General features: G+C 34.3%; 20 protein-coding genes and 3 tRNA genes. 12 read left to right on the forward strand and 11 right to left on the reverse strand.

All coding sequences use genetic code 11. The features are described 5' to 3' along the window. Window position 1 precedes the first annotated feature (1 nt). Window positions 2-691, forward strand: a complete 690-nt coding sequence (locus X925_RS02055; RefSeq protein WP_121958985.1) for a hypothetical protein — start codon at window positions 2-4, stop codon at window positions 689-691. 438 nt (window positions 692-1,129) lie between these two features. Further along, the gene (locus tag X925_RS02065; protein WP_158245385.1) at window positions 1,130-3,526 is read left to right on the forward strand and encodes an RND family transporter; all 2,397 of its coding nucleotides are present in this window, start codon (window positions 1,130-1,132) and stop codon (window positions 3,524-3,526) included. 5 nt (window positions 3,527-3,531) lie between these two features. Here X925_RS02065 and X925_RS02070 read toward each other — a convergent pair whose 3' ends face one another. After that, a complete protein-coding gene (locus tag X925_RS02070; protein ID WP_121958988.1) occupies window positions 3,532-5,976 on the reverse strand; it encodes a hypothetical protein in 2,445 nt (814 codons plus the stop codon). A gap of 127 nt (window positions 5,977-6,103) precedes the next feature. Here X925_RS02070 and X925_RS02075 point away from each other — a divergent pair. From X925_RS02075 to X925_RS02085, 3 genes are all read left to right on the forward strand, one after another. After that, window positions 6,104-6,189: transfer RNA gene (locus X925_RS02075), tRNA-Leu, on the forward strand. A 32-nt stretch (window positions 6,190-6,221) separates the two neighbouring features. Next, window positions 6,222-6,298: transfer RNA gene (locus X925_RS02080), tRNA-Met, on the forward strand. A gap of 10 nt (window positions 6,299-6,308) precedes the next feature. Next, window positions 6,309-6,385, forward strand: a tRNA-Met gene (locus X925_RS02085). A gap of 89 nt (window positions 6,386-6,474) precedes the next feature. On the opposite strand, the gene X925_RS02090 is transcribed toward X925_RS02085, so the two are convergent. The 8 genes from X925_RS02090 to X925_RS02125 all read right to left on the reverse strand — a co-directional run bounded on the left by X925_RS02090 (window position 6,475) and on the right by X925_RS02125 (window position 17,673). Continuing rightward, the gene (locus X925_RS02090; RefSeq protein WP_121958989.1) at window positions 6,475-8,613 is read right to left on the reverse strand and encodes an alpha-galactosidase; all 2,139 of its coding nucleotides are present in this window, start codon (window positions 8,611-8,613) and stop codon (window positions 6,475-6,477) included. Window positions 8,614-8,863: 250 nt separating this feature from the next. Beyond that, the gene (locus X925_RS02095) at window positions 8,864-9,676 is read right to left on the reverse strand and encodes a carbohydrate ABC transporter permease (RefSeq protein ID WP_012208653.1); all 813 of its coding nucleotides are present in this window, start codon (window positions 9,674-9,676) and stop codon (window positions 8,864-8,866) included. After that, window positions 9,673-10,563: a carbohydrate ABC transporter permease gene (locus X925_RS02100; RefSeq protein ID WP_121514896.1), complete on the reverse strand. Its 891-nt coding sequence runs from the start codon at window positions 10,561-10,563 to the stop codon at window positions 9,673-9,675. The genes X925_RS02095 and X925_RS02100 overlap by 4 nt, the downstream gene beginning before the upstream one ends. A gap of 210 nt (window positions 10,564-10,773) precedes the next feature. Beyond that, window positions 10,774-12,048: an ABC transporter substrate-binding protein gene (locus X925_RS02105; RefSeq protein ID WP_121958990.1), complete on the reverse strand. Its 1,275-nt coding sequence runs from the start codon at window positions 12,046-12,048 to the stop codon at window positions 10,774-10,776. 88 nt (window positions 12,049-12,136) lie between these two features. Then, window positions 12,137-14,200 (reverse strand): beta-galactosidase, encoded by a 2,064-nt coding sequence (locus X925_RS02110; protein ID WP_121958991.1) that lies wholly within the window; start codon window positions 14,198-14,200, stop codon window positions 12,137-12,139. Between the two features lie 184 nt (window positions 14,201-14,384). Further along, window positions 14,385-15,545: a galactokinase gene (locus X925_RS02115; RefSeq protein ID WP_121958992.1), complete on the reverse strand. Its 1,161-nt coding sequence runs from the start codon at window positions 15,543-15,545 to the stop codon at window positions 14,385-14,387. Window positions 15,546-15,558: 13 nt separating this feature from the next. Beyond that, window positions 15,559-16,542: a galactose-1-phosphate uridylyltransferase gene (galT, locus tag X925_RS02120; RefSeq protein ID WP_121958993.1), complete on the reverse strand. Its 984-nt coding sequence runs from the start codon at window positions 16,540-16,542 to the stop codon at window positions 15,559-15,561. Window positions 16,543-16,650: 108 nt separating this feature from the next. Continuing rightward, window positions 16,651-17,673 carry a LacI family DNA-binding transcriptional regulator gene (locus tag X925_RS02125; protein ID WP_121958999.1) on the reverse strand — a complete coding sequence of 341 codons (1,023 nt, stop codon included), beginning with the start codon at window positions 17,671-17,673 and terminating at the stop codon, window positions 16,651-16,653. Between the two features lie 152 nt (window positions 17,674-17,825). On the opposite strand from X925_RS02125, the gene X925_RS02130 reads away from it, so the two are divergent. The 7 genes from X925_RS02130 to X925_RS02160 all read left to right on the forward strand — a co-directional run bounded on the left by X925_RS02130 (window position 17,826) and on the right by X925_RS02160 (window position 21,359). After that, window positions 17,826-18,161 carry a DUF5320 domain-containing protein gene (locus X925_RS02130; protein ID WP_103076567.1) on the forward strand — a complete coding sequence of 112 codons (336 nt, stop codon included), beginning with the start codon at window positions 17,826-17,828 and terminating at the stop codon, window positions 18,159-18,161. A gap of 98 nt (window positions 18,162-18,259) precedes the next feature. Next, entirely contained in the window at window positions 18,260-19,111 is an 852-nt protein-coding gene (locus X925_RS02135) for an ATP-binding protein (RefSeq protein WP_304465924.1), read from the forward strand. Beyond that, window positions 19,108-19,986 carry an ATP-binding protein gene (locus X925_RS02140; RefSeq protein ID WP_121958994.1) on the forward strand — a complete coding sequence of 293 codons (879 nt, stop codon included), beginning with the start codon at window positions 19,108-19,110 and terminating at the stop codon, window positions 19,984-19,986. The genes X925_RS02135 and X925_RS02140 overlap by 4 nt, the downstream gene beginning before the upstream one ends. Before the next feature lie 14 nt (window positions 19,987-20,000). Further along, complete coding sequence (locus tag X925_RS02145) at window positions 20,001-20,327, forward strand: NifB/NifX family molybdenum-iron cluster-binding protein (protein WP_121958995.1); 327 nt, start codon at window positions 20,001-20,003, stop codon at window positions 20,325-20,327. Window positions 20,328-20,348: 21 nt separating this feature from the next. Continuing rightward, window positions 20,349-20,720 (forward strand): NifB/NifX family molybdenum-iron cluster-binding protein, encoded by a 372-nt coding sequence (locus tag X925_RS02150; RefSeq protein WP_121958996.1) that lies wholly within the window; start codon window positions 20,349-20,351, stop codon window positions 20,718-20,720. Between the two features lie 3 nt (window positions 20,721-20,723). Next, window positions 20,724-21,101: a PadR family transcriptional regulator gene (locus X925_RS02155; protein WP_103065837.1), complete on the forward strand. Its 378-nt coding sequence runs from the start codon at window positions 20,724-20,726 to the stop codon at window positions 21,099-21,101. A gap of 36 nt (window positions 21,102-21,137) precedes the next feature. After that, complete coding sequence (locus X925_RS02160; RefSeq protein ID WP_103065838.1) at window positions 21,138-21,359, forward strand: ferredoxin; 222 nt, start codon at window positions 21,138-21,140, stop codon at window positions 21,357-21,359. A gap of 60 nt (window positions 21,360-21,419) precedes the next feature. Here X925_RS02160 and thrS read toward each other — a convergent pair whose 3' ends face one another. Together thrS and prfA are read right to left on the reverse strand one after the other, a co-directional pair. Beyond that, window positions 21,420-23,342, reverse strand: a complete 1,923-nt coding sequence (gene thrS, locus X925_RS02165) for a threonine--tRNA ligase (protein WP_121958997.1) — start codon at window positions 23,340-23,342, stop codon at window positions 21,420-21,422. A gap of 26 nt (window positions 23,343-23,368) precedes the next feature. Further along, a complete protein-coding gene (gene prfA / locus X925_RS02170; RefSeq protein ID WP_121959001.1) occupies window positions 23,369-24,433 on the reverse strand; it encodes a peptide chain release factor 1 in 1,065 nt (354 codons plus the stop codon). Between the last annotated feature and the right edge of the window lie 131 nt (window positions 24,434-24,564).

Raw genomic sequence — 24,564 nt, forward strand, 5'->3', positions numbered from 1 at the left:
GTTGCGTTTTTATGGATGGGTTATATCTATTTTTTTATTATTCTTTTCTTTGTCAATTGGTTTATACCTCACAATGGGTCGAATAGAAAGTACCAATTACAACATAGAAAAATCTCCCAAATTCACAGTAAAAAATGTCAATTATGATATTTCTTTTTTAAACGATCAATTAAATGATATAAACGATCTTTCCATCATTACTCGTAATATAATGGATGATGGAGTTTTTGTAGGAACTCTAAATTTTGATTTTAGAAACAACAAGCTAACTATCAAACCTGTTACTAAAAACGCTTACGACGATTTCAGAAGTTTGATTATCTCCACAGGGGTTAGATACAAAGAATCAAGAAACGAATATGCATTATATGGTTTAACTTTAGCTTACTACCAACTTATAACTGATAATTTATACCTAGAATTAACTCCAAAGATATATGTTTTGAACCTTGATAACTTTGATGAAAACACAATAAACATAATGAAATCCAGGTATAACTTATTCACACAACAGGATTATAGATCATATTCTTTCAATAGGGATATTTTGAATTCGTTGAACGAATACGGTGGGGTTATCGTAGATGAGGATTTACTTAACAATCCCGCAGTGAACCCTCTATTGGATGTTTTTAGACAGGAGAATATAGATATTGAACCAAATGTTTCAGTTCTTGTCTTCGAAGGATGAAAAAATGCCAAATATTTTTTTAGACTTTTTCGATTCTCTTATAAGCCCAAAAAATATTTTCAATGTCACAAAAAAATCCTTTTTTATCCCATTTCTTATAACCCTATTTTACATTTTCTCTCCGATATTTTTGAGAAATATGCAGTTACTTGAAGTGGGACGTTTTGACGTTTCCAAACTTAAATTACTTATCTTTATTTTTCTTTTTTCTTATTTAAGTTCCGGTATAAGAATGCTTTTCTGTTCTGATTCTAATTTACTATATGCATATATTTCTTCCGTTTCCCCTATTATATTAGGTCTATTAGGAAAGCCTTTTCTCTATTTCTCTGTTTTATGGGTAATCATTTTAAGATTTTATATAGATTTAAAAAAGAAGAATTATTATTCTCTAATTATAGGTGTTGCTTTTGACTTTTTCCTCGTATGGTGGTTGCTGTGAGAGAAAAAAGGGACTTCTTTTTAAAACTTGCAAATTTTATCACCCGAAATGCTTATTACATAATAGCGATAGTTTTGGTCTTTACAGTTATTTTTGGATTTTTTTCAACAAAATTGAAGGTTAATTCAGACTTGTTGAAAATACTGCCTCAAGACTCAGAAGTCGTTGTTGAACTTCTTGAAGAACAATCATTTCTTGAAGGCTCAGATATTATGGTTACTGCATTTTTTATCAACGATAGTGTCCAACCTTCACAAATTGCAGAAACCTTTCACGATTTGATGCTAAATGAACCTACCTTTTTGAGTTTCGTTCAAACGGATCTATCCTTCCTTTTTTCATATGGCATCATAAACTTAAGCCAAACGGATTTGATATACACAATGTATGAGAACTTACAAAGTTTCGGCAGTTTATTAAGTACAAATTTCACCTACAACTTTGAATTATTTGAAAAATTGGATAGTTTTTTGGAAGATATTTATGGTTTAGAAAATATTCTTCAAACTGATGGAAATAATGATTTAATCAGTTCCTACTACACTTTATCCCCTGATGGGAAAGTTATGATTATGGGACTTACTTTCAACAAACCTTCCTCTGATTTAGATTATGTCAACTATATTGTTCCAAAAGTGGATTCAATTTTGACGGAGATCGAAAAGACTTTCAACATAAAAACAGGTTTGACTAATTCTTACGTCACAGAATACGAATCTAATCGTACCGTCATGGAAGATTTTAGATTAACAACAACCTTATCGATTATATTTATAACTATTTTATTTGCTTTCGCATTCGGTAATTTCACTTCTACTATAATAGTACTTCTAGGTTTAATAGTATCTACACTTTTAACGATGGGGCTCATCACGTTAACTTTTGGAGAATTGAATATAGTGACTTCTTTTGTCATGGCAATAACTCTAGGCTTGGGAATAGCCTATGGAATTCATGTGATGACGAGATTTTCAAAAGAAATTGAGGATATTGGTGACTTCACTACAGCATTGGCTTCAACTTATAAAGGACTTCTTTTACCTCTCTTTTTTGGAATGATAACTACTGTCATAGTTTTCTTGACGCTTTTTTTCATGGGATTACCAGCTTTTAACGAGTTAGCAATCGTTAGCTCAATGGGTTTATTGGTTTTTTTCATTATAATGATTTTTTTTGTTCCAACATTAATTTACGCCTTAAAAGTAAACATAAAAATCTCACCTTTTACGGTCAAAATAGACAATGCTTTTAAAAAATTTCCTCACTTTATTTCAAAAAACTCAAAAATGATTTTTATTATAGCGATTCCAACTGTTTCGATATTAAGCGTTTTGGGTCTAATTAATTACACAAATTTTTCGTATACGCCTCCAGGACTAATATCTTCCAATTCAGAATCTGTGAAGGTCGGAGAACAAATTTTGGATCATTTTGGAAATATTTCCTTTGATACATTGCAATATCTAATGAGAGTTGACGAAGATATTGAAACAGTCAAAAAAGAATTATTAGATACGGGGGTTGTGGAATCTGTCAACAGTTTGCCAGACATAATTCAAGAAAATCTTGGAGAATTTTCTAAGATAAAAACACAGTTAGAAGGTTTATCTCAAGTTATAAATAATCCAATAATGATATCCGTTTTAAAAAAGTATAATCTATATTCTGACAGTCTAAAACTGATAGATGCAGCCGCACGCTCTTCTGACCTCTACCATTTTACTTTGAACATAATGGATATTTTCCCTGAGGACCTCAGAGGCAACTTTTTAATAGAGAAGAATGGTCAAAAATATCTTATTCTGGAAGTAACTCCCAAATTCAGCCTTTGGAGTAACAATGGAATAAAAATTTTCTTTGACGCATTGGGGGAAAAGGGAGAAAACATTCTAGGCTTACCAAAAGCCACATATAAAATAATGGAGATGATCAGACAGAGATTTTATATACCATTATTTCTATCTTTCATCTCCATATGGGTTATAACTGCCATTGTTAGAAAAAATGTTGTTCAACCGTCAGAAGCCATGTTTAGCCTTATAATTTCTGTATTGGCTACTTTTGGTGTGTCGTATTTAATAGGTATAAGGGCTACTTTCGTAACCGTTCTAACTTTTCCCTTAATCTTTGGTATAGGTATAGATGGATTTCTCCATCTATACCACACGTTCAGTAATAACAAGATAAACTTTTGGAATATATTAAAATCTATAACCTTTTCACTTTCTACAACAGCGCTCTCTTTCTTGAGTTTTCAATTTTCTAGAGGAGAACTTTTAAAGGAATTTAGTTTGACGATGTCTATGTCCTTAGGTTTTACCTGGCTATTCACAGCCGTTATGTTCATTGTGAACAGGGAAATGCTCAGGAAATTCTGGAAAAGAAAAAAGTAATTAACTTATTTTGGTTTGAACATATCACTGTTTATCTGCAACGGTACATTCAACCAATAAAAGATACTCAGATCGAATTGAACGTAAGCGAGATAATCAAATTCTTCTTGTCCAAAATTATACTCGATATCTCCTCCTGCCTTTATTCCATCGAATCTATACTTTCCTGATTCAAAGGATATATATGGCCTCCATAATATTTTTTCTACGTTGGTTCCAGCGTATATAGATTCATTCTCATAACCAATGTAAGGATCTATCTTCGTATCAAATACTACAAAAGGCTTATCTAAATTTGCTTTTATACCAGAACTTGAATCATACGTGATTCCTAACCCCAATTCATAAATATCGTAATTGTTAACAGAGTAGGGACCTATTTGGAAAACAGAATCTAATACGTACGATTCAAAAGTTGTGTTTTTAAATGAAATTCCACCTCCCAGGTATGTGCTTATCGTATTTCCCAAATACCAAAGATAATTATTAGAAATATAGAAACTTGTCGAAACATCTTCTTTGTCCAAACTCAGAGTTATACTGTTAGTCGTATAATAATCAAAGGTCAAAGATAAATCCCCGTAAATTTCGTTACCGTCTGAATACGCATCTACGAGCCCTATGTAGTTCATAGCCTCGCTGATAAAAAATGCTCCAGCTCCGTATAAAATATTATCATCCATATCAACGGCTAAAATTGGAAACGGCAATATATAAGGCTTTTCAAACGCATATTCTTTCACTTCAACATCTTCAGGATAACTCATTTCATAACTTTCAAAATTAACTTGTGCAACTGGACTTTGTAAAACAAAACTTTCTTTAACCGCACTTTCTAAATCTAAATAACTCAAATGGTATCCCTCATGATCGTAAACTAAATGGTACAACTTATCGTTCAAAACTACTGGTTCAAAACCTCCGCTTAAATAATTTGTCAAGCGCTCAACTATTTTGTTGGTTGTGTTTAATCTATAAATATTGTATATACCATCTTCGTAATTAGCTGAATAATAAATAAAATCATTATCGATAAATAAACCAAGCTCTTTAACTTCATCATTGGTAACTTGATAAATCTTTTCTGATGATAGATCATATGAAAAGATATCCGTTTGGTTCTTATAATTAGCAGAAAAATAAATTATATCTTCTTCTCCTACAATATCGTTAAAAACATACTTACCATAATCTATTAACTTTTTAGTCTCGTTAGTCCTTAAATCGTACAAATACAAAGCTGTCAAGCCTTTGTCTAATTTTGAATAAGCTATCTTATCGTCTCCTACAAAACCAAAAGCTTTAACCCTCTCATCTATGAGCCTTTCCCCGTTTAGACAGTCACAATCATAATACAACTTATTTGTGTAATATCCCATGTTGTAGGTAGTCACTAAGTACAAAAGATCGCTTCTTGCATTTACATCGAATGAACTTACTCCTTTTTTAATTAACTCGTTATCTTTGTATATACCCTTTGCTTGATCAGGCATAACCAAATATCCGTAAAGAGAAACCCCATCAGTTTTAAGATTCCCCGTATCTTGATAAGTATCATCGATTTTTAACCAAGATAATTTGTAACCTTTTTCTTTTAATTGATCGTATTCCTTAAGATATTTTTGCTTAATATCGATCAAAAATCTATTCCAACTATTCCCCGTTACCCAATAAAACGCTTCATCCAAATTCAAAAAAACGTTGGTATTTAAGGCTCTTATTATCTGTCTTAAAGCACCTTCTCCGTAATTATCCACTATTTCTTTCACCAAAATTGTTCCATACATATAGTTAAAACCAGCAGGGCTCCATATATCAATTGAAGAACCTGAACCCAAATAATATCTTGGGAAGTTATTACTCAGTATCTCAGATCTTAGGTACATATTGAAAAGATCATCTTCAAATCTTCCTCCAAACTCTTTACTTTCCATGTAAATAGAGAGACCTTCATGCAAATAGCTCGGCTGATGATACATGTTAAGCGTGTTTTTAATCAATTTACTAGGAACCCAAGATATAAAAGGATCTCTAACATCACTCCCATAAAAAATGTGATTCAACTCATGCGAAAAAACAAATTTACTCCAATCTTCTACGTTTCCTCCCAACGCCAAAAAATCTTCTGGAGGATTAACGTAAAGCCTTAAGACATTGGTACCTGTGGAGGCAAAAGAGTTTGTAAAATCAACATCATCTAAAATATAAACCGTTATTTTACCAGGATTTGAACCATAAAAATAAGTGTACTTTGTATACAATTCTTCCGCGGTATCAGCGATCTCTTCGTAAAAATAATAAAGGTCCTTCTCAAAAACAAACCTATAATTCTCTGTTTCTACTTGATAAAGATCTTTAGGTGGTGTATAAACAGAAGAAGAAAAAATCGTTAAAGAAAGCGATAAACAAAAGATCAATACAAACAATTTTCTAAATCCTTTAATTGTCATCCCCAAATCACTCCTTTGATTTTTTAAATACTCATTCAATTATAATATAATTTTTTAAAAAATTAAAATGGTCGATGAGGTATTGACAAACTTTCCTTTTTATGATAGACTTATTTTTGGAATTAATGCCGAGATGGCGGAATTGGTAGACGCTGCGGACTTAAAATCCGCTGGGTAGAGATACCCGTGTCGGTTCGAGTCCGACTCTCGGCACCCTTTTAAATTAATTATACTACCTTACTTGGTGCGGGGTGGAGCAGTCTGGTAGCTCGTCGGGCTCATAACCCGAAGGTCGTAGGTTCAAATCCTACCCCCGCTACCATTTGTTATATGGCGGCGTAGCTCAGTTGGCTAGAGCATACGGTTCATACCCGTAGTGTCAAGAGTTCGAATCTCTTCGCCGCCACCACAAATGTATTATTTAAATGAAAAGATGGGGTAATTTATTCAATAGCCCCATCTTTTTTGTTTTATTTTAAATAATATTTTAGAGAATTATTAATTACTCCTTCTAAGCCTCAATATCCGACTATAAAAATGAGTTACCTTTCCACTTTCGAAAAAATCTTTAGAGGAATCCTCAACTATAATTCCTCTTTCTTTCAAAGCCAGTCCTGATAATTTAACTATCTCTTTTTCTTCTTCCTGTAGTCCTTCATAAACAGTGTATACGGTATTGTTTTCCAAACCTTTTAGCTTGACATTTACCCTATCGAATAAACCAAACCTTCTGGGATTTCTTAAATAGAACAAAACACCTTCATCTTTGCTTTTATTCAAATATTCCACCGCAAAATATCTATCATTCGTAACGGAAGAAAGCCTGAATTGATAGCCTTCTTGTACTATCTCTCTTATCTCTTTATACAACTGAACCTGATACCTTGCTAAATCGAAATCTCTTTCAGAGAATTTATTTAAATCCGCACCGATTCCTAAAGATCCCATCATTGATGAATGAAATCTGTATGTTAAAGGATAAGTATCTTTTCCTCCCCAGTCAGTTACCCATCCCATCATTACTTTTGGTGCATATGCATATGAAAAACCCTCTTGGATCTCTAACCTATCAAATGGGTCCGTGTTGTCGCTTGTCCATACTTGATCCGCATATTGCATTAAGCCTATATCCACTCTTCCCCCACCGCTGGAACAGTTTTCAAAAGTAACGTGTGGATGTTTTTCTCTTAAATATTTCCAAATGTCGTATAAGTTCCACACGTATTTAACCCATATTTCTCTTTGTTTTCGTGGTTCCACTTGCATCCATCCCGACTCAAAAACATGTCTGTTCATATCCCATTTGACAAAATCTATATCGTTCTGTGTTAAAAGATTATCCATGAAATCTATGATGAACTTTTTCACATCTTCTCTTGCCAAATTAAGCATCAATTGATTCCGTTGAAGTGATTTTGGTCTATTTGGAAAACTAATAACCCAGTCAGGGTGTTTCCTATACAATTCGCTATCAGGATTAACCATCTCTGGTTCTACCCATATGCCAAAATCCATTCCTAAGGACTTAACATAGCTTATTAAAGGTTTCAAACCATTTGGAAATTTTTCTTCGTTCACATACCAATCGCCTAGTCCAGCGTGATCGTCGTTTCTTTCCCCAAACCATCCATCGTCTATAACAAAAAGTTCCACACCAATCTTTGCAGCCTTTTCAGCCAATATTTTTTGATTTTCTTCGTTCACATTGAACGTCGTGGCTTCCCAAGAATTGTATAAAACCTTCCTTAATTTGTGTGCTTTATCTTTTGGCAGTATATAATCGAGCTGGTAATGATGTATATTCTGGCTAGCCTTTGTAAAACCCTCGTCTGAAAAACCAAACACGAATTTAGGAGCAGTAAGCTTTTCTGAGGGTTCTAATATATAACTAAAATCCCAGTCGTTTATACCTCCGATTATAGCTATTCTTTCGTATATACGTTTTTGCACTACTATCTTCCAATTACCACTCCAGGCTAATTCACCAAAATATACCTTTCCATGATCTTCATCAGCAGAGTAATCGATCGCAAAAAAAGGATTTAGATAGGCGCTTGTTTTCCCAACCCTACTTTCCAAAACTTTGCTTCCCTCGTTTATTTCTTCCCTTCTTAAATGAAATTCACTCCCCCACATACCTGTAAGATAATTTAATTTTGCTTTTTCATCATTTTCAACATACAACGAGACAGATTTCATATCTTCTATCTTTATTTCTTGATTAGAATTGTTTTCGATTTCAACCCATCTTTCTATGATATCGTACTTTTCTATGACTTTGTAGAAAAGATTTACGCTCAAATTATAATGATCATCGCTTAACCTGATTACTAGATCATTACCACTCACTTCAAAACTTTTGTAATTCAACACAACATCCCTAACACCATCGGAATACTCAACTTTCAAACAATGCTCTACATTGTTCTTTTCTCCTCTTACAGAAAACTCATCGTTCCACGTGTATCTGTCCATTAAAATTAGATCTTTAACTTCTGGGTAGTCTTGAACCCTTGGCAACTTTGATCCCCAGTACAAATTTTTAATTTTCCCTTGATCATCTAATCCAAAAACGTAACCCATATTTTCTGTTTCCAAAAACCATCTCTTCGTTTTTTTATCAAAATTTATAGGCATTTAATTACCACCTTAATAAGTTTTTTGATTTCGTTTTTTTGCAGAATTCAACTTTCTGCTTCCCCCCCAATAATTTTCGCTTCCTAATACCTTGTAATTTTATCATATTCACACATTATATAAACTTCAAAAAATACATTAACCCGGATTTTTAATTTGTGACAGGCATTTACTAGTTGCTAAAATAAACTCTTGAAAGAAAGTGGGGAACTTTTTCCCACATTTGAATTAACTTTTCGAAATAAAATTCTTATTGTTTTACAGAACCTAAAACACCTTGGACAAAATACCTCTGAAGCATAAAAAATAGAATTAGGGCTGGTACCGTTGCAACCACTACTGCTGTCATAACCAAACCAAAATCAGGCTGGTAACCTGAGGCTAAATTAGCTATAAATAAAGCCATAGTACGCTTTTCTTGGCTTTGAATAATAACTAAAGGCTGTAGATATGCGTTCCAACTTGTTAAAAAGGAATAAATTGCTGCGGCTGCATATGTAGCTTTCATTGAAGGCATTACTATGGAGAAAAAAATTCTTAATTCACTTGCTCCATCAACACGTGCCGCCATGATAATTTCCCTTGGATATGTTTGAAAATTTTGTTTGAAAAAAAAGATTAAAAACACTGATGGGATCATTGGCAAAATAACTCCCCAAAGCGAATCTATTAAATTCAAATATGTCATCAACCTGAAAACAGGAACCATCAAAGCGGCAAAAGGAACCATCAATGTTAACAAAGTCCCACCATAAATATATTTCATTCCTTTTGATTTATACATTTCAAACCCGTAACCTGCCATAGAAGACGCAACAACAGACAAAATAACGACGAAAAAAGATATTTGGATAGAGTTCCAGAAAACTCGACCCAAATCAAAATTGGTTATAAGATTTTGGATGTTTACGAAAAATTGATTTCCGAATGTTAGTTTTCCTTTATTGACATCTAAAGATGTATTTGTGCTGCCAACTACCATCCAGTAAAAAGGAAACACCGAAATAAAAGCCGCAATCGCTAAAAACAAGTATATTAAAGCGTATCTGATTTTTCTACTCATTTTTCCTCACCTGCCACTCTAAATTGCATCAAAGTTAAAATTACAGCTATTAGAACTATAACCCACGAAATTGCAGAGGCATATCCAAAATTCGGAACATACTTAAAACTTACGTTATAGATATAAACTGATGGTGTAAGCAAAGAATTACCAGGACCAACGCTTGAACCCGTTGTCACCCCTGAAGCTAACATCATCGGTTCATCAAAGAGTTGTAAGGTTCCTATTGTTGATAAAATAGTAGTAAAAAGAATTATAGGTTTCAACAAAGGAATGGTAATTCTAAAAAACTGGGTAATTTTACTCGCTCCATCTATTTCAGCGGCTTCATATATTTCTTGAGGTATATTTTGAAGTCCCGCTAAATATAACATCATATTATACCCTGTCCAACGCCAAGTCATGGCAATTATTAATGTGATTTTTGCCCAAACTGGGTCTAACAACCATCTGATGGGTTCTTTAATTATATTAAGGCTTAATAAAACATTGTTAATAAGGCCTTCAGTAGAAAACATCATTTTGAAAACGACACTGTATGCCACAAGAGAAGTAACAGCTGGTAAAAAAAGAGCCGTTCTGAAAATTTTTTTAAATTTTAACTTTGGATCATTAAGCAAAAAGGCAAAAATCAGGGCTAAAAATAACATTAAAGGAACTTGAATAATTAAGATTATAATAATGTTTTTCAATGATTGTAAGAAATAGTTATCTTGAAAAAGTCTTAGATAATTACCAAAACCAACAAAATTTTTCATTACACCTCTTGAAGAAAAAGTTGATAAATATAGAGAATAAATCAAGGGATAGAAAATAAACAAACCCAAAAAAAATACAGCTATACTTATAAAAAACCAACCCCATCTGTTTCTTCTTTTTTCAAACATCTTAGTCACATCATAAACCTCCTAACTGTAATATGAATAATGAAATTTGTAGTTTTCATAAAGATAATTTTCGGAGAAATACAAATGCTCAATAAATCTTCTTGGATCATTCTTTAAAAGTAATTTTAGAAAATAAATTATATTACACAGACTAATTATTACCCATCCTGAAGGCACCAAAAAGAAGGTCCAAAAGGACCTTCTTAATTATTAAAAAAATCCAACTACATTTTTAAATTGATCTTCAGCTTTTTTCAGTGCTTCTTCAATTGTTAAGTTACCATTGTATACATCTGGCATTACTCCCATGATTGCTGCGTCTGCTTCGTAAGTAAATAAACCATAATCAATCGAAGGAATCATAGTCATCCATTCTGAAAAATCCAAATATATTCTTTGGTTACCAAAGAAAGGATCTCGTTTTACATAAGCTTCACCTGTTTGAGCAGGTAACCAGGTTCCTATAGCTCCTCGTTCGTACAATATATTTTGATAAAAATCTACATCGTTAGCATATATTTCTTTCATGAAATCAATTGCTAAATCTTTGTATTCAGAATTTTCAAGTATATACCAACTAGATCCCCCAAGATTTGAGGCGTTGACAGAACCAGGAACATCCAATCTTGGAATTGGGAGGACACCCCATTTGCCTTCTTGGGTGGTTTCTGCTTTTATTGATCCAATTATCCATGCCCCAGTAATAACAGAGGCAACTTCTCCTTCATTGAATGATGCTACCCATTCATTCCAACCAGAAACTTCTTTTACAATTTTTGAATCATAAAGTTCTTTGTAAATCCTAACCGCTTCATACAACGCTGGATTATTTGCTATGTTTGGTTCACCGTTTTCGTCAAAATACCAAGTTCCCGCTGATTGTAGCAATATCCTCATTAAACCTCCATCATACGGATCGGCTGCAATCATATATTTCCCAGTTTCTTCTTTAACCTTTTTTCCTAATTCTATAAATTCAGTCATTGTAATTTCATTTAGATCTTGAACGTTTATTCCAGCTTCTTGAAAATAATCTCTTCTATAAAACCATCCTGTTACACCAGAATCGAATGGAACTCCATAGACTTTGTTTTTTAATGTCATGAATCCGAGTTTGTAATCGGCGAATTCTTCCCAGTTAAAATAACCTGTTAAATCAGCAAAAGATTTAGGATACGATTCCAAATACTTTTTTGCGTTATAATCTTCAATCAACACAATTTCAGGAAGACCTTTTTTTACGCCAGAGGCCAAAATTGTGTTCAACTTTTGCTCAACATCGGCTTTTGCCATACTTACAATTTCAAACTCTACATTTGGATTTGTTTTACTGTATCTTTCGGCCGCTTCTTCCATGATTGCCACATTAAAATTAGGATCCCAACACCATATGGTTATTTTGCCACTTGAATCTGCGGCATTAGCCGTTATACCTAATCCCACCATAAAAACTAAAAGGACTAAAACACTTAAAAATCTTTTCATACCTACACCTCCCATATGTTTTAGATATATTTAATCATAGTACTTGTACTGCTCTTCAAAGATCACCTCCTTCATAGCAAAAAACATATTAAGATTTCGTTCTTTTCAAAATCTTAACCCCATAACCTGGAACAGTTAGTTCTCTATCTAAAGTTTCACCTTCCAGAAGGTCGATATATTTCTGTTCATCAAGTTCGACAATCTTTTCTTCTTGAGTAAAGTTCATCACAAAAATAAAGTCATTCTCTCCATCAGTTCTCATTTGAGCTGTAATACCGTATGGTAATTCTGTATTAATAACCTTTTTCAGTCCAAGTTCTTCTATCAGTTTGCCATAAAACATATCGTTAAATTGCTCTTCATTTCTTGAAGCTATATAATATGCTTTTCCTTTTGAAAAATCATTGATCGTTAAAGCGGGCATCCCTTTGTAAAAATCCTCTTTGTAGGTTGCCAAAGATCTCGCTCCTTCTAAATGGATCAAATCACATAGTTCCTTTGCTTCATAATCACCTTTCAGCCCTAATTCATTTTCATTATCGAAAGAAACATGTCTACTCTCACCATCGTAAAGTGCGTCTATCTCCTCAGACCAAATGCCCAGAACCTCTCTCAACGGACCTGGAAATCCTCCTAAAAAACATAAATCTGTCTCGTTGACTATTCCCGACCAATATGTTGTAACAAAGGTCCCACCGTTTCTCACAAATCCCTTGATTTTTTCACCTACCCCTTGTTTAACCATGTAAAGCATTGGTGCTATCAATAATTTGTATTTTGAAAAGTCACAGTCCATATTTATAACATCAACAGGTACACCATTCTTCCAGAAAGGTTTATAATTCTCTTTAACGGTTTCCTCGTAATGTATGCCTATGTTTCTTGGGCCCTGGGCATCTTTCATCGCCCACCTATTTTCCCAATCAAAAATAATAGCAACTTCTGGATCTACTGTTGTTCCTATTATTTCGTCTAATCTTTTTAGTGTCTCACCCACATTTTTGACATCGTTAAAAACTCTAGTGTTTTCATGCCCAAAATGATCAACAACAGCTCCATGGAATTTTTCACTGCTCCCTCTGCTTTTTCTCCACTGAAAATATTGAACGGTATCAGAACCATGAGCTACCGCTTGAATAGAAGATAATAAATGCATTCCCGGCCTTTTCAATTTACTTACTTCCTGCCAATTAGTTGTGCTAGGAGTGCTCTCCATAAGCATAAAAGGTTTTCCACCTTTTAATGATCTATTCAAATCATGAACCATACTTACTCCACAGGCTAAATCATAATCATCATTACTATGCCAACCCGGGTAATTGTCCCAGGAAATTACATCCACATAGTCAACAAATTTCCAGTAATCTAATCCCTCATATATTCCCATAAAGTTGGTGGTCACGGGTAGGCTTGGATTTATCTTTTTGAGAGGTTCTATCTCATGTTTGAAGAAATCAACGGTTTGGTGAGTTACAAATCTCTTCCAGTCTAAATTTAATCCATGAAGTAAGTCTTCACCATGAAGCGCGGGAGATTCTATCTGTGACCAATCAGTATAGGTATGACTCCAAAAAGCCGTCCACCAGGCATCATTCAGATTTTCTAAGGTTTTGTATTTCTCTTTTAACCAAGTTCTAAAAGATTCTTGGCAGAGATTGCAGTGACATTCTCCACCGTATTCGTTGGATACATGCCAAGCTATTACTCCTGGATGGTTCGAATACCTTTCTGCTAATTTTGTGTTTATTATGTTGACTTTTTCTCTGTAGATTGGAGATGTATAACAATGATTATGACGCTTACCGTGAAGGTTTCTTACTCTATTTGGACCTACCCTTAAAACTTCTGGATATTTCTGCGACATCCATGCAGGCCTGGCCCCACTTGGGGTTGCTAAGATTGTATATATTCCATTTTTGTACAGCTTTTCTATAACTTTATCTAACCAACCGAAATTAAACTTACCTTCTTCAGGTTCTAAAGTACTCCAGGCGAATATGCCTACAGACATAACGTTGCATCCAGCTAGCTTCATAAGCCTGATATCCTCTTCTAACACCTCTGGATATTTTAACCATTGATCAGGATTGTAATCTGCTCCATGTAGGAAATGTGGCACCTTTGCATTTATTGGTTCATACTTTTTAGTCATTATTTTCACTCCTAAATCTTCAGTTATTTTTAAAAAGGTTATATCCTGAAATGTAATATCGATACCGTGAACGATACCAAAACAATTATATCAGAGTTAACATTCGTTGCAAAACCTTGTTATGGACAGCTAGGGTAAATTAAAGACAATTAAAAGTGATTATTCCCGTTTAGCTGAAATTTTCTCATTTTTTGAGAATTTTCACTCCATCTTCAATAGTTGTTTCGTAAAGAGATGGTTCTATCTTTGTTTTTTCATAATAATTCTTGGAAACTTGCTCCTTAAAAGTTTTTACCCGACTTTTTTCCACCAAAGCAATGGCACACCCCCCAAACCCTGCTCCAGTCATTCTAGCTCCTACGCAGCCTTTGATTTTTAGAGCTTCGTCAACAATTGTATCTAGTTCAAAACCTGTCACTTCATAATCATTTTTCAAGGAATTATGGGATTGGATTAAAAGAGCTCCAAAACCTTCAATATCGTTGTTTTTTAATAATTTAGAAGCTTGGATAACCCTTTGATTTTCTGTTATTACGTGCCTTGCTCTTTTTAACTCTATTTCATTATCAAGATATTTTAGATCTTTCTCACTACATTGGCATAAATTATCAGCCTTTGTTTCTTTCGCTTGATTTATTTTTTCTAAAGCACTTTCACATTCCTTTCTTCTTTGGTTGTATTGAGAAGAAGCAAGCTCTCTTCTTTTGTTCGTATTCATAATAATTAGAGAATACCCATCTAAATAACAAGGTATATATTCATAGCTTAGGTTTTGGGTATTAAGCAATAAAGCTTGATCTTTCTTTGCATTTGATATCACAAATTGATCCATTATTCCAGAGTTCACACCAATAAATTTGTTTTCGACCCTTTGCCCTAAGAGGGCAAGGTATGTTCTATCGATTTCTTCAGGGGTTTGATTTTGAGATAAGAGCATGAATCCAATAAGCACTTCCAAAGCTGCAGAAGATGAAAGGCCCGCTCCATTTGGAAGTTCTCCTTTAATCAGAATATTACATCCCTTTAAGGGGAATCCATCTTCTAATAAAAACTTTATAACTCCTTTTGCATAGTTCCCCCAACTGTCTTCCTTTCTATAATCCACTCCCTTATTTAGATCTACTTTTACTTCGTTGGGAAAGTTCATAGATTTTAGGTAGATTAAATTATCGTCCCTCAAATTCATTAAGCCATTTATACCAAGGTTTATAGCTACCGGTAATACATATCCTCCATTGTAGTCTATATGTTCGCCTATAAGATTTATTCTTCCTGGAGAGAAGAACCTTTGTACTGGTTTTTCACTAACTCCGTAGATTTCTTGAAAAGTATTTAGTAAATCCATTTTGTCGACCTCTCTACTGTATTTTTTTGAATTTTTCTATTGCATTTCTTAACGTAATGGCAGTTTCTTCCACCGCCATGGTATTTGCCGCAGCCCAAGCACCCATCTCGCTTGATGCGTACCATTTTATTTTATCCTTGTCTCTTAAAGGAGGATAGAACTCAATATGAAAATGATAGTATTTGTTGGAATCTGCATATTCCTCTGAATTAACAGGAGTTTGATGGATATTCATCATGTAAGGGAAAGGTTTGTCAAACAATGCATCAAAGCCACCAGTTAACAGTTTTAGCGCCTCAGCCAGGTCCCATTTTTCTTTTTCGTCGAATTCTGATAAGTTGCCTTTGTGGGATTTGCTCACGATGAAAGCTCCATAGGGGTAGTCTGTAAAAAAGGGAAGATAAACGAGAAATGAATCATTCTCAAAAAGAATTCTTTTTTGAAATTCCTTTTCCTCTTTGTTCATTTCACAAATAAGGCATTTCCCATTTTCTTCATAATATTCTTTACAGTTGTCGAGTTCGACTTTTAATTTCAAAGGGATCCAGGAATAGGCATATAATTGACCGTGTGGATGGAGCATCGTTACCCCTACTTCTTTTCCTCTATTTTCAAAAGGAAAGATGTATTTTATTTTTTCATCTTTTGAGAGTTCCTCAAATCTTTCAACCCATAAATTTACTAACTTAAATATATGTTCTACGGGTAATTGAGGAAGAGTAATATTGTGATCAGGAGAATACAAAATTACTTCGCATTTTCCATAATTTTTTTCGACTTTGTACAAATCCGTTTCTTGTATATTTGGTTCATCTGGATCTAGTTTTAAAGCGGGAAAATCATTGTCGTATGCATAAACGTCATAGTCTGGAGGCACTTTTTTACCCGGCCCTGGACAAAAAGGGCACCAATCCTCAGGTAAATGGGGCCTATTTTGTCTATTATCGGCAACCATTGTGTATGTTTTTAACAAAGGGTTCCAACGTAATTCTGCCATGAAATTCCTCTCCTTCTTTGCTTAAGATTTACTGCCTTTAAAATCTCTAAACCTTCTTTAGCGCCCCTTCGCCCCGCGGCCCACCCATGACCCATATCTTATTTATGTTTAAGATTTCCTTACTATGAGCTCTATATCTAATACTTTCCTTGTTGATGAGTGGTCTCTTCTCTTACTTTTTATTCTTTTATACAGCATTTGAAATGCTTCGTATCCCATTTCAAACTTTTTAACTTTTACCGTTGTCAACTCTGGATCGATTAACCTAGAAAAGGCTATATCGTCGTAACCAACTACCGAAACATTTTGTGGAATCTTTAGATTATTTTCTTTCAAAGCTTTAATTGCACCATAAGCTATTAGATCGTTGTAGCAAAATATTCCGTCGAATTCTTCTTTTTTTCTGATCATTTCCATCGTTTTATCGTACCCCGCTTTAACGTGGTATCCTTCATGTATCCCTTCACATATCTTGATATCATTTTCTGAAAACGCTAACCCTTTCTCTTTTAAAGCCTTTTTATAGCCTTGTAACCTTCCATATGAAGCAGAGTTATACAGTTGATCGGTGATCATTTTTATCTTTTTACACCCTTTTTCAATGAGGTATTTGGTTGCAAGATATCCCCCTTTTTCTTCGTCACTGAATATCTCATCCACATTCCAACCGTCTATTTCTCTACCTACAAGTACTATAGGGAAGTGCTCTTTTATCAGTTCTTGAATATCTTCATAACTCTTTTGCATTGGAAAGAGGAGAATACCATCAACTCTCCTTTCTAAGAGAGTTTTTAAAAACTTTTCTTCGTTTTCGTATAAACCTTCAGAGTTCATAATTATTATTTGATAATTATTTTCCCTTGCTGCTTTATCAATACCTTTGAATACTTCAGAGAAAAAAGGGTTGGAGCTATCGGGCATGATCACTCCAATAGTATGAGTTACGTTAGATTTGAGCATAGTAGCGTATATGTTTTTAACATAGCCTAATTCTTGGGCAATTTTTTCGATCTTTTCTTTTGTTTGAGGGTTTATATCTGGTTTATCGTTTAAAGCCCTTGATACAGTGTTAACAGAGACCCCTGCTCTTTCGGCGATATCTTTTATGGTTACAAAATTACTCCGACTTATTTTTACCACCTCTTCTTATGATAACGTTAACGGTATCCATTTAATTTTACACCAAAAACCAAAAAAATCAAAATGATTTTTTGTTGACAAAAGAAGATTTTTTGTGCTATAATATATATGTAAAATGCATATATATGAAAGGAGGTTATCTTATGCCTTTTTTAGATGGAACCGGACCTAGGGGTTTAGGCCCGATGACAGGTAGAGGTTTAGGAAGATGTAGTGGTGCGTATGGTAGAGGTTTCGGTTATGGTGCAAGAGGATTCGGAAGAGGTTTCGGCTATGGCAGAGGTTTTGGATATGGCAGAGGATTCGGTTACGGACCAAGAGCCTACGGAGGATGGGCAGGAGCGTATTATCCACCAGCTTATCCTGTGGAAAGTGACAAGGCTTTTTTAGAAGCGCAAAGAGAGTATTTAAAAAACGAATTAAACTACATTGAAGGAATCCTGAAAGAAACAGACGATAGCCAGAAAAAAGACGAGTAAATTTAATATCAAGGCACAGCTCACTTTTAATCTAAAAATGAGTTGTGCCTGCCTTTATGTATCGTATATACATCACAACAGTTGAAGGAGAGATCAATTTGTCATTGAAGATAGCAATTTTGAGCGGAAAAGGAGGAACTGGGAAAACTACCGTATCTACTAATTTAGCCAAAGTTCTTTCAAAAAATATGAAAGTTTTGCTACTAGATGCGGATGTAGAAGAGCCCAATGACCATTTATTCTACAAGGTCACATTCGAAGAAGAAAAAAGCGTGGATGTACTCATACCAAAAGTAAACAAAGAAACTTGTATACTGTGTGGGCTGTGCGCAAGAGAATGTCAGTTTGGTGCTATTAATGTCTTTGAAAAAGGGGTATTAGTTTTCCAAAATTTATGTCACGGTTGTGGCGTTTGTTCTAAAATTTGTCCTGTAAGAGCTATCGATGAAGAACCTAAAAGCCTAGGAAAATTAAAATTTGGAAAAACAGATTTTTTTGACTTTGGGATGGGGCTTTTGAATATAGGAGAACCATCAGGTGTGAGGATAATTAGAGAATTGAAAAAATACATTTCGGATGACTACGATGTAACTATAATCGATGCCCCTCCTGGTACTTCGTGTCCAGTTGTGGAAGTTTTACAAAAGGTTGATTTTGCGGTTTTAGTAACTGAATCATCTCCTTTTGGATTACACGATTTGAAACTGGCGGTTTCGTTAGTTAAAGAAATGGAAATCCCTTACGGAGTGGTAATCAATCGCTACGATCCTGCATTTACCGAGTTAACAGAGTACCTTGAGGAAGAAAAAATTCCTCTACTTATGAAAATCGATTTTGATAAGGAAATAGCTAAATGGTACTCTGAGGGGAAATTGATCGTAGATCAATCCGAAGAATTGCATAGAAATTTTGAACTTTTGTACGAAAATATAACAGAGGTGTTGGTATGAAACAAATAGCTATAATCAGTGGAAAAGGTGGAACCGGGAAAACAACGTTATCTGCTTCTTTGAGCTACCTTTTCCAAAATCCCGTAATGAGTGATTGCGATGTTGATGCATCTAACCTTCATTTGTTGTTATCACCTGTTGAGTTAAAACAAAGCTATGAATACTATGGTGGGAAAAAAGCAGAAATAGATTACGAAAAATGCACTAATTGTGGTATTTGCAAAGATACATGCAGGTTTGAGGCAATAGATTTTCAACAGGATAAATATGTTATTAACGAATATGCGTGTGAAGGTTGTAAACTTTGTGTACTCACCTGTCCCGAAAAGGCGATAAAACTTGTAGAAAATTTAGCTGGATACTATTATGAATCAAAATCTCCAAAAGGTGTTTTGGTTCATGGCGATTTGAATCCGGGGGAAGAAACTTCAGGAGGTTTGGTAGCTGAGATAAGAAAAAAGTCTTTTTCTGTGGGTGAAAATTTAAAAAAAGATGTTATCATAATAGATGGTGCTCCTGGCATAGGATGCCCTGCCACATCGTCTGTAGCTGGTGTAAACTATGCTATTATAGTTACCGAACCTACCCTTTCAGGATTCCATGACCTTCAAAGAGCGGTTGAAACTTTGAAGAAAATGAGAGTGAAATTTGGCGTAGTAATCAATAAATTTGATTTAAACGAATCTGTGAGTTCTTCCCTGGAGGAATGGTGCTTTTCTGAAAATATAGATCTTCTAGGAAAGATACCTTTCGATGAAATGGTGAATTTAGCTACAAGAGAAGCCAAACCGATAATCTTGTACGAAGATTCTATTTCTTCAAAGTACATAAAATCTATATATCAAAAAATCTCACAAATACTTTTTAATAAATAAAAAGGGGTGTAAAAATGAAAATTGCAGTTCCATCTAAAGAAAAGACATTGGAATCCGAATTAGATGAAAGATTCGCGAGAGCAGCTTACTTTTTAGTTTACGATACAGAAAATGAAAGTTATGAGTTTTTTTCTCCTGACAATAGCCAGGAACACGGGGCAGGAACAAAAATTGTGAATGAACTTTCAGAACGTGGAATAGATGCAGTAATTTCAAAAAATGTAGGAGAAAATGCTTTGACAGCTTTAAAAGCGGCAAATATTAAAGCTTACATAGCTTCAGATGGCAATGTCAAAGAAAATATAGATCTTTTGAAATCAGAAAAACTTCAAGAATTTTAAAAGGGTTACAGGAGGGAAAAAATGAAGATAGCTATTCCATTGATAGAAAATATAGGTGAAGATTCAAGAATCAGTGAACATTTTGGGCATGCTCCTTACTTCGCCTTTGTGGATTTGAAAGAAAATAAAGAATACAGCTATGAAATAGAAAAGAACCCTTTGGAAAACCATTCAACAGGAGAGATCCCTGAATACATGCATGAAAAAGGTGTAGAAATAATGGTAGTCAGAGGGATTGGAATGAAAGCGATATATGCCTTTGAAAATCTTAATATTCGGGTTATAAGAGGGGTGGATGGAACTTTAAAAGAAATAATTGTAGCATTAGCTTCTAACAATTTAAAAGATCAAGATTATACGGTGAAATCGAAATTTCATGATCAAGGAGTTTAAAGAATGTCTGCTTACCAAAGAGGTAGAGGAAAAGGGTGGAGAGGCAAGGGTAGATTTTTAGCCAATTTTATTCTTTTAATCATTGCCGAAAACCCAACTTATGGTTATGAAATTGCCAATAAATTGGATGAAATGGGTGTGGAAACAATCGAAGGTATTGGTCAGATGGGCAGGATATACAGAATACTTTCAGAGTTAGAGGGTAGCGGATATATAACTTCAAGTTGGGATACTTCTAAGAGTCCCCCTGTGAAGGTTTACACAATAACGCCAATGGGATTGGAGTATCTCAGATACGCTCTTGAGGGTATTAAGATGGAATCAGAAGTTCTTGATACCTTCATTGACAAATGTGAAAAGATCCTTAACAGAAAAGAATAACTTGACTTTTAAAAATACCATTGGGAGGGTTTAATTATGCGAAGAGAAGGAGGAGGCATGGGTGGCGGAGGTTTTTGTGTTTGTGTAAAATGTGGGTATAAAAAACCTCATACACCAGGCGTTCCATGTCAAGATGAAAGATGTCCAAATTGCGGAAGCGTTTTATTACGTGAGGGTTCATATCATTATAATCAAGCAAAAGAGGTTTTAGAAAAGAAAAGAAAAAAGAACTCAGACGAAAAAAATAATCTCAATTAAATACCTAAAATATTGAAGGCGCCTTTTTCTAGGCGCCTTTTATAATTCTGTATTATTAAATTAAAAAGTTAAGTCTAAATTTCTGTTCTTTATTTCATTTTTAATCTCCTCAATGAAACGTTCTTTTGAAACATTTTCTATGGTATCGCCCTTTCGAGTTCTTATATTTATAGTATCTGAGTTCATTTCTTTTTCTCCAAAAACTATCATATATGGCACTTTTTTCATCTGTTCATTTCTTATCTTGTATCCCACAGTAGCATCAGAATCATTTACGTAAACCCTGATACCTTCTTGTTCTAGAACACGAGAAAATTTTTTGGCTTCTTCGTTGAATTTTTCAGAAACTGGAAGGATCGATACTTGAACAGGAGAAAGCCAAGTTGGAAACTCTCCAGCAAAGTTTTCTATTAAAATACCAAAGAATCTCTCTAAAGATCCAAATATTGCTCTATGAATCATAACTGGCCTCTTTTGTTCATCGTTTTCATCTGCGTATACCATCTCAAACCTTTCAGGCATCTGAAAATCAAGCTGAATCGTGGTACATTGCCATTTTCTTCCAAGCGAATCTGTAACGTTAAAGTCTATTTTGGGACCATAGAAAGCCCCTTCTCCTTCGTCTATTCTATATTCCATATTGCTCTTTTCTAATGCCTTTTTCAAAGCATCTGTAGCCTTTTCCCAACTTTCAATATCTCCCATATGATCTTCGGGCATCGTACTTAAGATGGCTTCATATTTAAACCCAAATGTTGAAAATATTTCGTTTGTTAGCTGTATAACTTTTATTATTTCTTCTTCCATTTGTGACGGCATGCAAAATATATGAGCATCATCTTGAGTAAAAGCTCTGACTCTAAAAAGGCCATGTAAAACCCCGCTTCTTTCGTAGCGATGAACTTTACCAAATTCAAACAATCTTATTGGTAAGTCCCTGTAACTAACGAAGTTGTTTTTATATATCAATATATGCCCTGGGCAATTCATCGGTTTGACAGCCATAGGCATATCTTCTTTCTCCGTGAAAAACATGTTCTCTTTGTAATGATCCCAATGTCCAGATTGATGCCATAATTTGATATTCATGATTTGAGGCGTTTCTACCTCTACATATCCATATTTTTTATGAACTTGCCGGGAGTAAGACATCAATTCATTTAAAACAATCCTACCATTTGGTAGAAAAAAAGGCATTCCTGGAGCCATTTCAGATTGCAACATGAATAAATTCAATTTGGGACCTAATTTTCTGTGATCTCTTCTTTTCGCCTCTTCAATCATGTTTAAGTAATCATCAAGTTGTTCCTTTTTGGGAAAGGCGGTACCATATATTCTTTGGAGCATCTTGTTCTTTTCGTCTCCCCGCCAATATGCTCCAGATACGGATAGAAGCTTAAAGTATTTAACGTACCCGGTAGAAGGGAGATGAGGTCCTCTACACATATCATAAAAATCCCCTTGAAAATAAACTGAAATAGTGTCTTCTTCTAATCCCTCTATTAATTCCAGTTTATAAGGCTGATCCTTGAATAATTCTAAAGCCTCTTTTTTATTTACTTCTTTTCTAATAATTTTTATATCTTCTTTTATAATCCGTTTCATTTCCTCTTCTATCTTTGGAAAATCTTCCTCTGAAAGGTTATACCCTTCAATATCAAAATCGTAATAAAACCCATTTTCAATAACCGGCCCTATAGCTAGTTTGACTCTATCCTTCCCAAAAACCCTTACCACCGCCTGAGCCATTATATGAGCCATCGTATGTCGATATATTTTTGAGGCTATTTCATCATCCAAAGTTATTAATTTAATAGTTGAATCCTGCACTATAGGGTTATTCAAATCTTTTAATTCACCGTTAATTTCTGCAGCTATGGCCTTTCTGTACAGCCCTTCGGATATACCTTTAGCAATTTCTGCAGGGGTAATTCCGTCTTTAAATTCTTGAACAGACTCATCTGGAAAAGTTATTCTCACCATTTAATCACCTCTAACAATAATTTAATTTATAAGGTCAAACTTTCAAGTTTTTCTATTAGATCTTTTTCTAGTAACTTATCTATTATTTCATCTAAATCTCCGTCTAGAATTTCGTTTATTCTATGAGTGGTATATGGAATTCTATGATCTGTAACCCTGTTTTGTGGGAAATTGTATGTTCTTATTTTTTCGCTTCGCTGTGCGGTACCTATCTGTGATTTTCTCTCTTGGATAAGTTGAGATTGCTGCTCTTCTAACTTTATCTCAAAAAGTTTTGCTCTTAGTATATTTAAAGCTTTTTCTTTATTTTGATGTTGGGATCTTTCATTTTGACAAGTCACAACGATCCCAGTTGGTAGATGGGTTATTCTAACTGCAGAATCCGTTTTGTTAACGTACTGACCACCCGCCCCACTTGCCCTATATGTATCTATTCTGAGATCATTCTCGTTTATTTGAACGTCTATATCCGTTGCTTCCGGTAACACTGCAACCGTAGCAGTCGAAGTGTGTATCCTTCCAGAAGATTCTGTTTGAGGTACCCTTTGTACCCGATGCACCCCACTTTCATATTTCAATCTTCTGTAAGCCCCTTGACCTTTTATTTTTAGTATGGCGGTTTTAATTCCACCAAGTTCATTTTCGTTTAGATCAAGAACTTCATATTTCCAATTTTTTCTTTCAGCATACCGTAGATACATTCTCATTAACTCTGAAGCAAATAGGCTTGCTTCATCCCCCCCGGTTCCGGCTCTTATCTCCATAATGATATTTCTCTCATCGTACTCATCTTGAGAAACTAAACCTTCTATGATTTTTTTTCTTGTTTTTTCTTGTTTTTCCTCTAAATCTTGGAGTATTGACTGATATTCTTCTTCGGAGACTTCGTTGTTTTCATACATTTCTTTTAACGCTTTTATGTCTTCTAAACTTTGTTCGTAACTCTCAAATAGTGCATTTAATTCTGAGAGTCTAGAATGCTCCTGTCCTAATTTTTTTAATTTTTCGATATCGTTAGTAATATCTGGATCACTTAGTTGTTTTTCTAGTTCTTTAATTTTTTTCTTTACTTCTTCTCTAAAATCTAATATATTCAACTTTCTCACCTTTTCTATTATATCATTTTTTTCTTTATTTGTTTTAGAGCCATTTTGACCCATTATCTACTCTTTGAATTTGAAAATTATTTTATTTCAAAACCTGTTTTAGCGCCCCTTCGCCC

Origin of the sequence: Petrotoga sp. 9T1HF07.CasAA.8.2, assembly GCF_002895585.1 — a bacterium.
Lineage (GTDB): Bacteria > Thermotogota > Thermotogae > Petrotogales > Petrotogaceae > Petrotoga > Petrotoga mobilis.

What these genes read in the sequence shown, in the direction of transcription:
- thrS (WP_121958997.1), bottom strand. Translation starts at nt 23,342, where the DNA reads ATGGTGAGAATAACTTTTCCAGATGAGTCTGTTCAAGAATTTAAAGAC.
- X925_RS02130 (WP_103076567.1), top strand. Translation starts at nt 17,826, where the DNA reads ATGCCTTTTTTAGATGGAACCGGACCTAGGGGTTTAGGCCCGATGACA.
- X925_RS02155 (WP_103065837.1), top strand. Translation starts at nt 20,724, where the DNA reads ATGTCTGCTTACCAAAGAGGTAGAGGAAAAGGGTGGAGAGGCAAGGGT.
- X925_RS02110 (WP_121958991.1), bottom strand. Translation starts at nt 14,200, where the DNA reads ATGACTAAAAAGTATGAACCAATAAATGCAAAGGTGCCACATTTCCTA.
- X925_RS02115 (WP_121958992.1), bottom strand. Translation starts at nt 15,545, where the DNA reads ATGGATTTACTAAATACTTTTCAAGAAATCTACGGAGTTAGTGAAAAA.
- X925_RS02150 (WP_121958996.1), top strand. Translation starts at nt 20,349, where the DNA reads ATGAAGATAGCTATTCCATTGATAGAAAATATAGGTGAAGATTCAAGA.
- X925_RS02100 (WP_121514896.1), bottom strand. Translation starts at nt 10,563, where the DNA reads ATGTTTGAAAAAAGAAGAAACAGATGGGGTTGGTTTTTTATAAGTATA.
- X925_RS02090 (WP_121958989.1), bottom strand. Translation starts at nt 8,613, where the DNA reads ATGCCTATAAATTTTGATAAAAAAACGAAGAGATGGTTTTTGGAAACA.
- X925_RS02070 (WP_121958988.1), bottom strand. Translation starts at nt 5,976, where the DNA reads ATGACAATTAAAGGATTTAGAAAATTGTTTGTATTGATCTTTTGTTTA.
- X925_RS02140 (WP_121958994.1), top strand. Translation starts at nt 19,108, where the DNA reads ATGAAACAAATAGCTATAATCAGTGGAAAAGGTGGAACCGGGAAAACA.
- galT (WP_121958993.1), bottom strand. Translation starts at nt 16,542, where the DNA reads ATGGCAGAATTACGTTGGAACCCTTTGTTAAAAACATACACAATGGTT.
- X925_RS02145 (WP_121958995.1), top strand. Translation starts at nt 20,001, where the DNA reads ATGAAAATTGCAGTTCCATCTAAAGAAAAGACATTGGAATCCGAATTA.
- X925_RS02105 (WP_121958990.1), bottom strand. Translation starts at nt 12,048, where the DNA reads ATGAAAAGATTTTTAAGTGTTTTAGTCCTTTTAGTTTTTATGGTGGGA.
- X925_RS02095 (WP_012208653.1), bottom strand. Translation starts at nt 9,676, where the DNA reads ATGAGTAGAAAAATCAGATACGCTTTAATATACTTGTTTTTAGCGATT.
- X925_RS02160 (WP_103065838.1), top strand. Translation starts at nt 21,138, where the DNA reads ATGCGAAGAGAAGGAGGAGGCATGGGTGGCGGAGGTTTTTGTGTTTGT.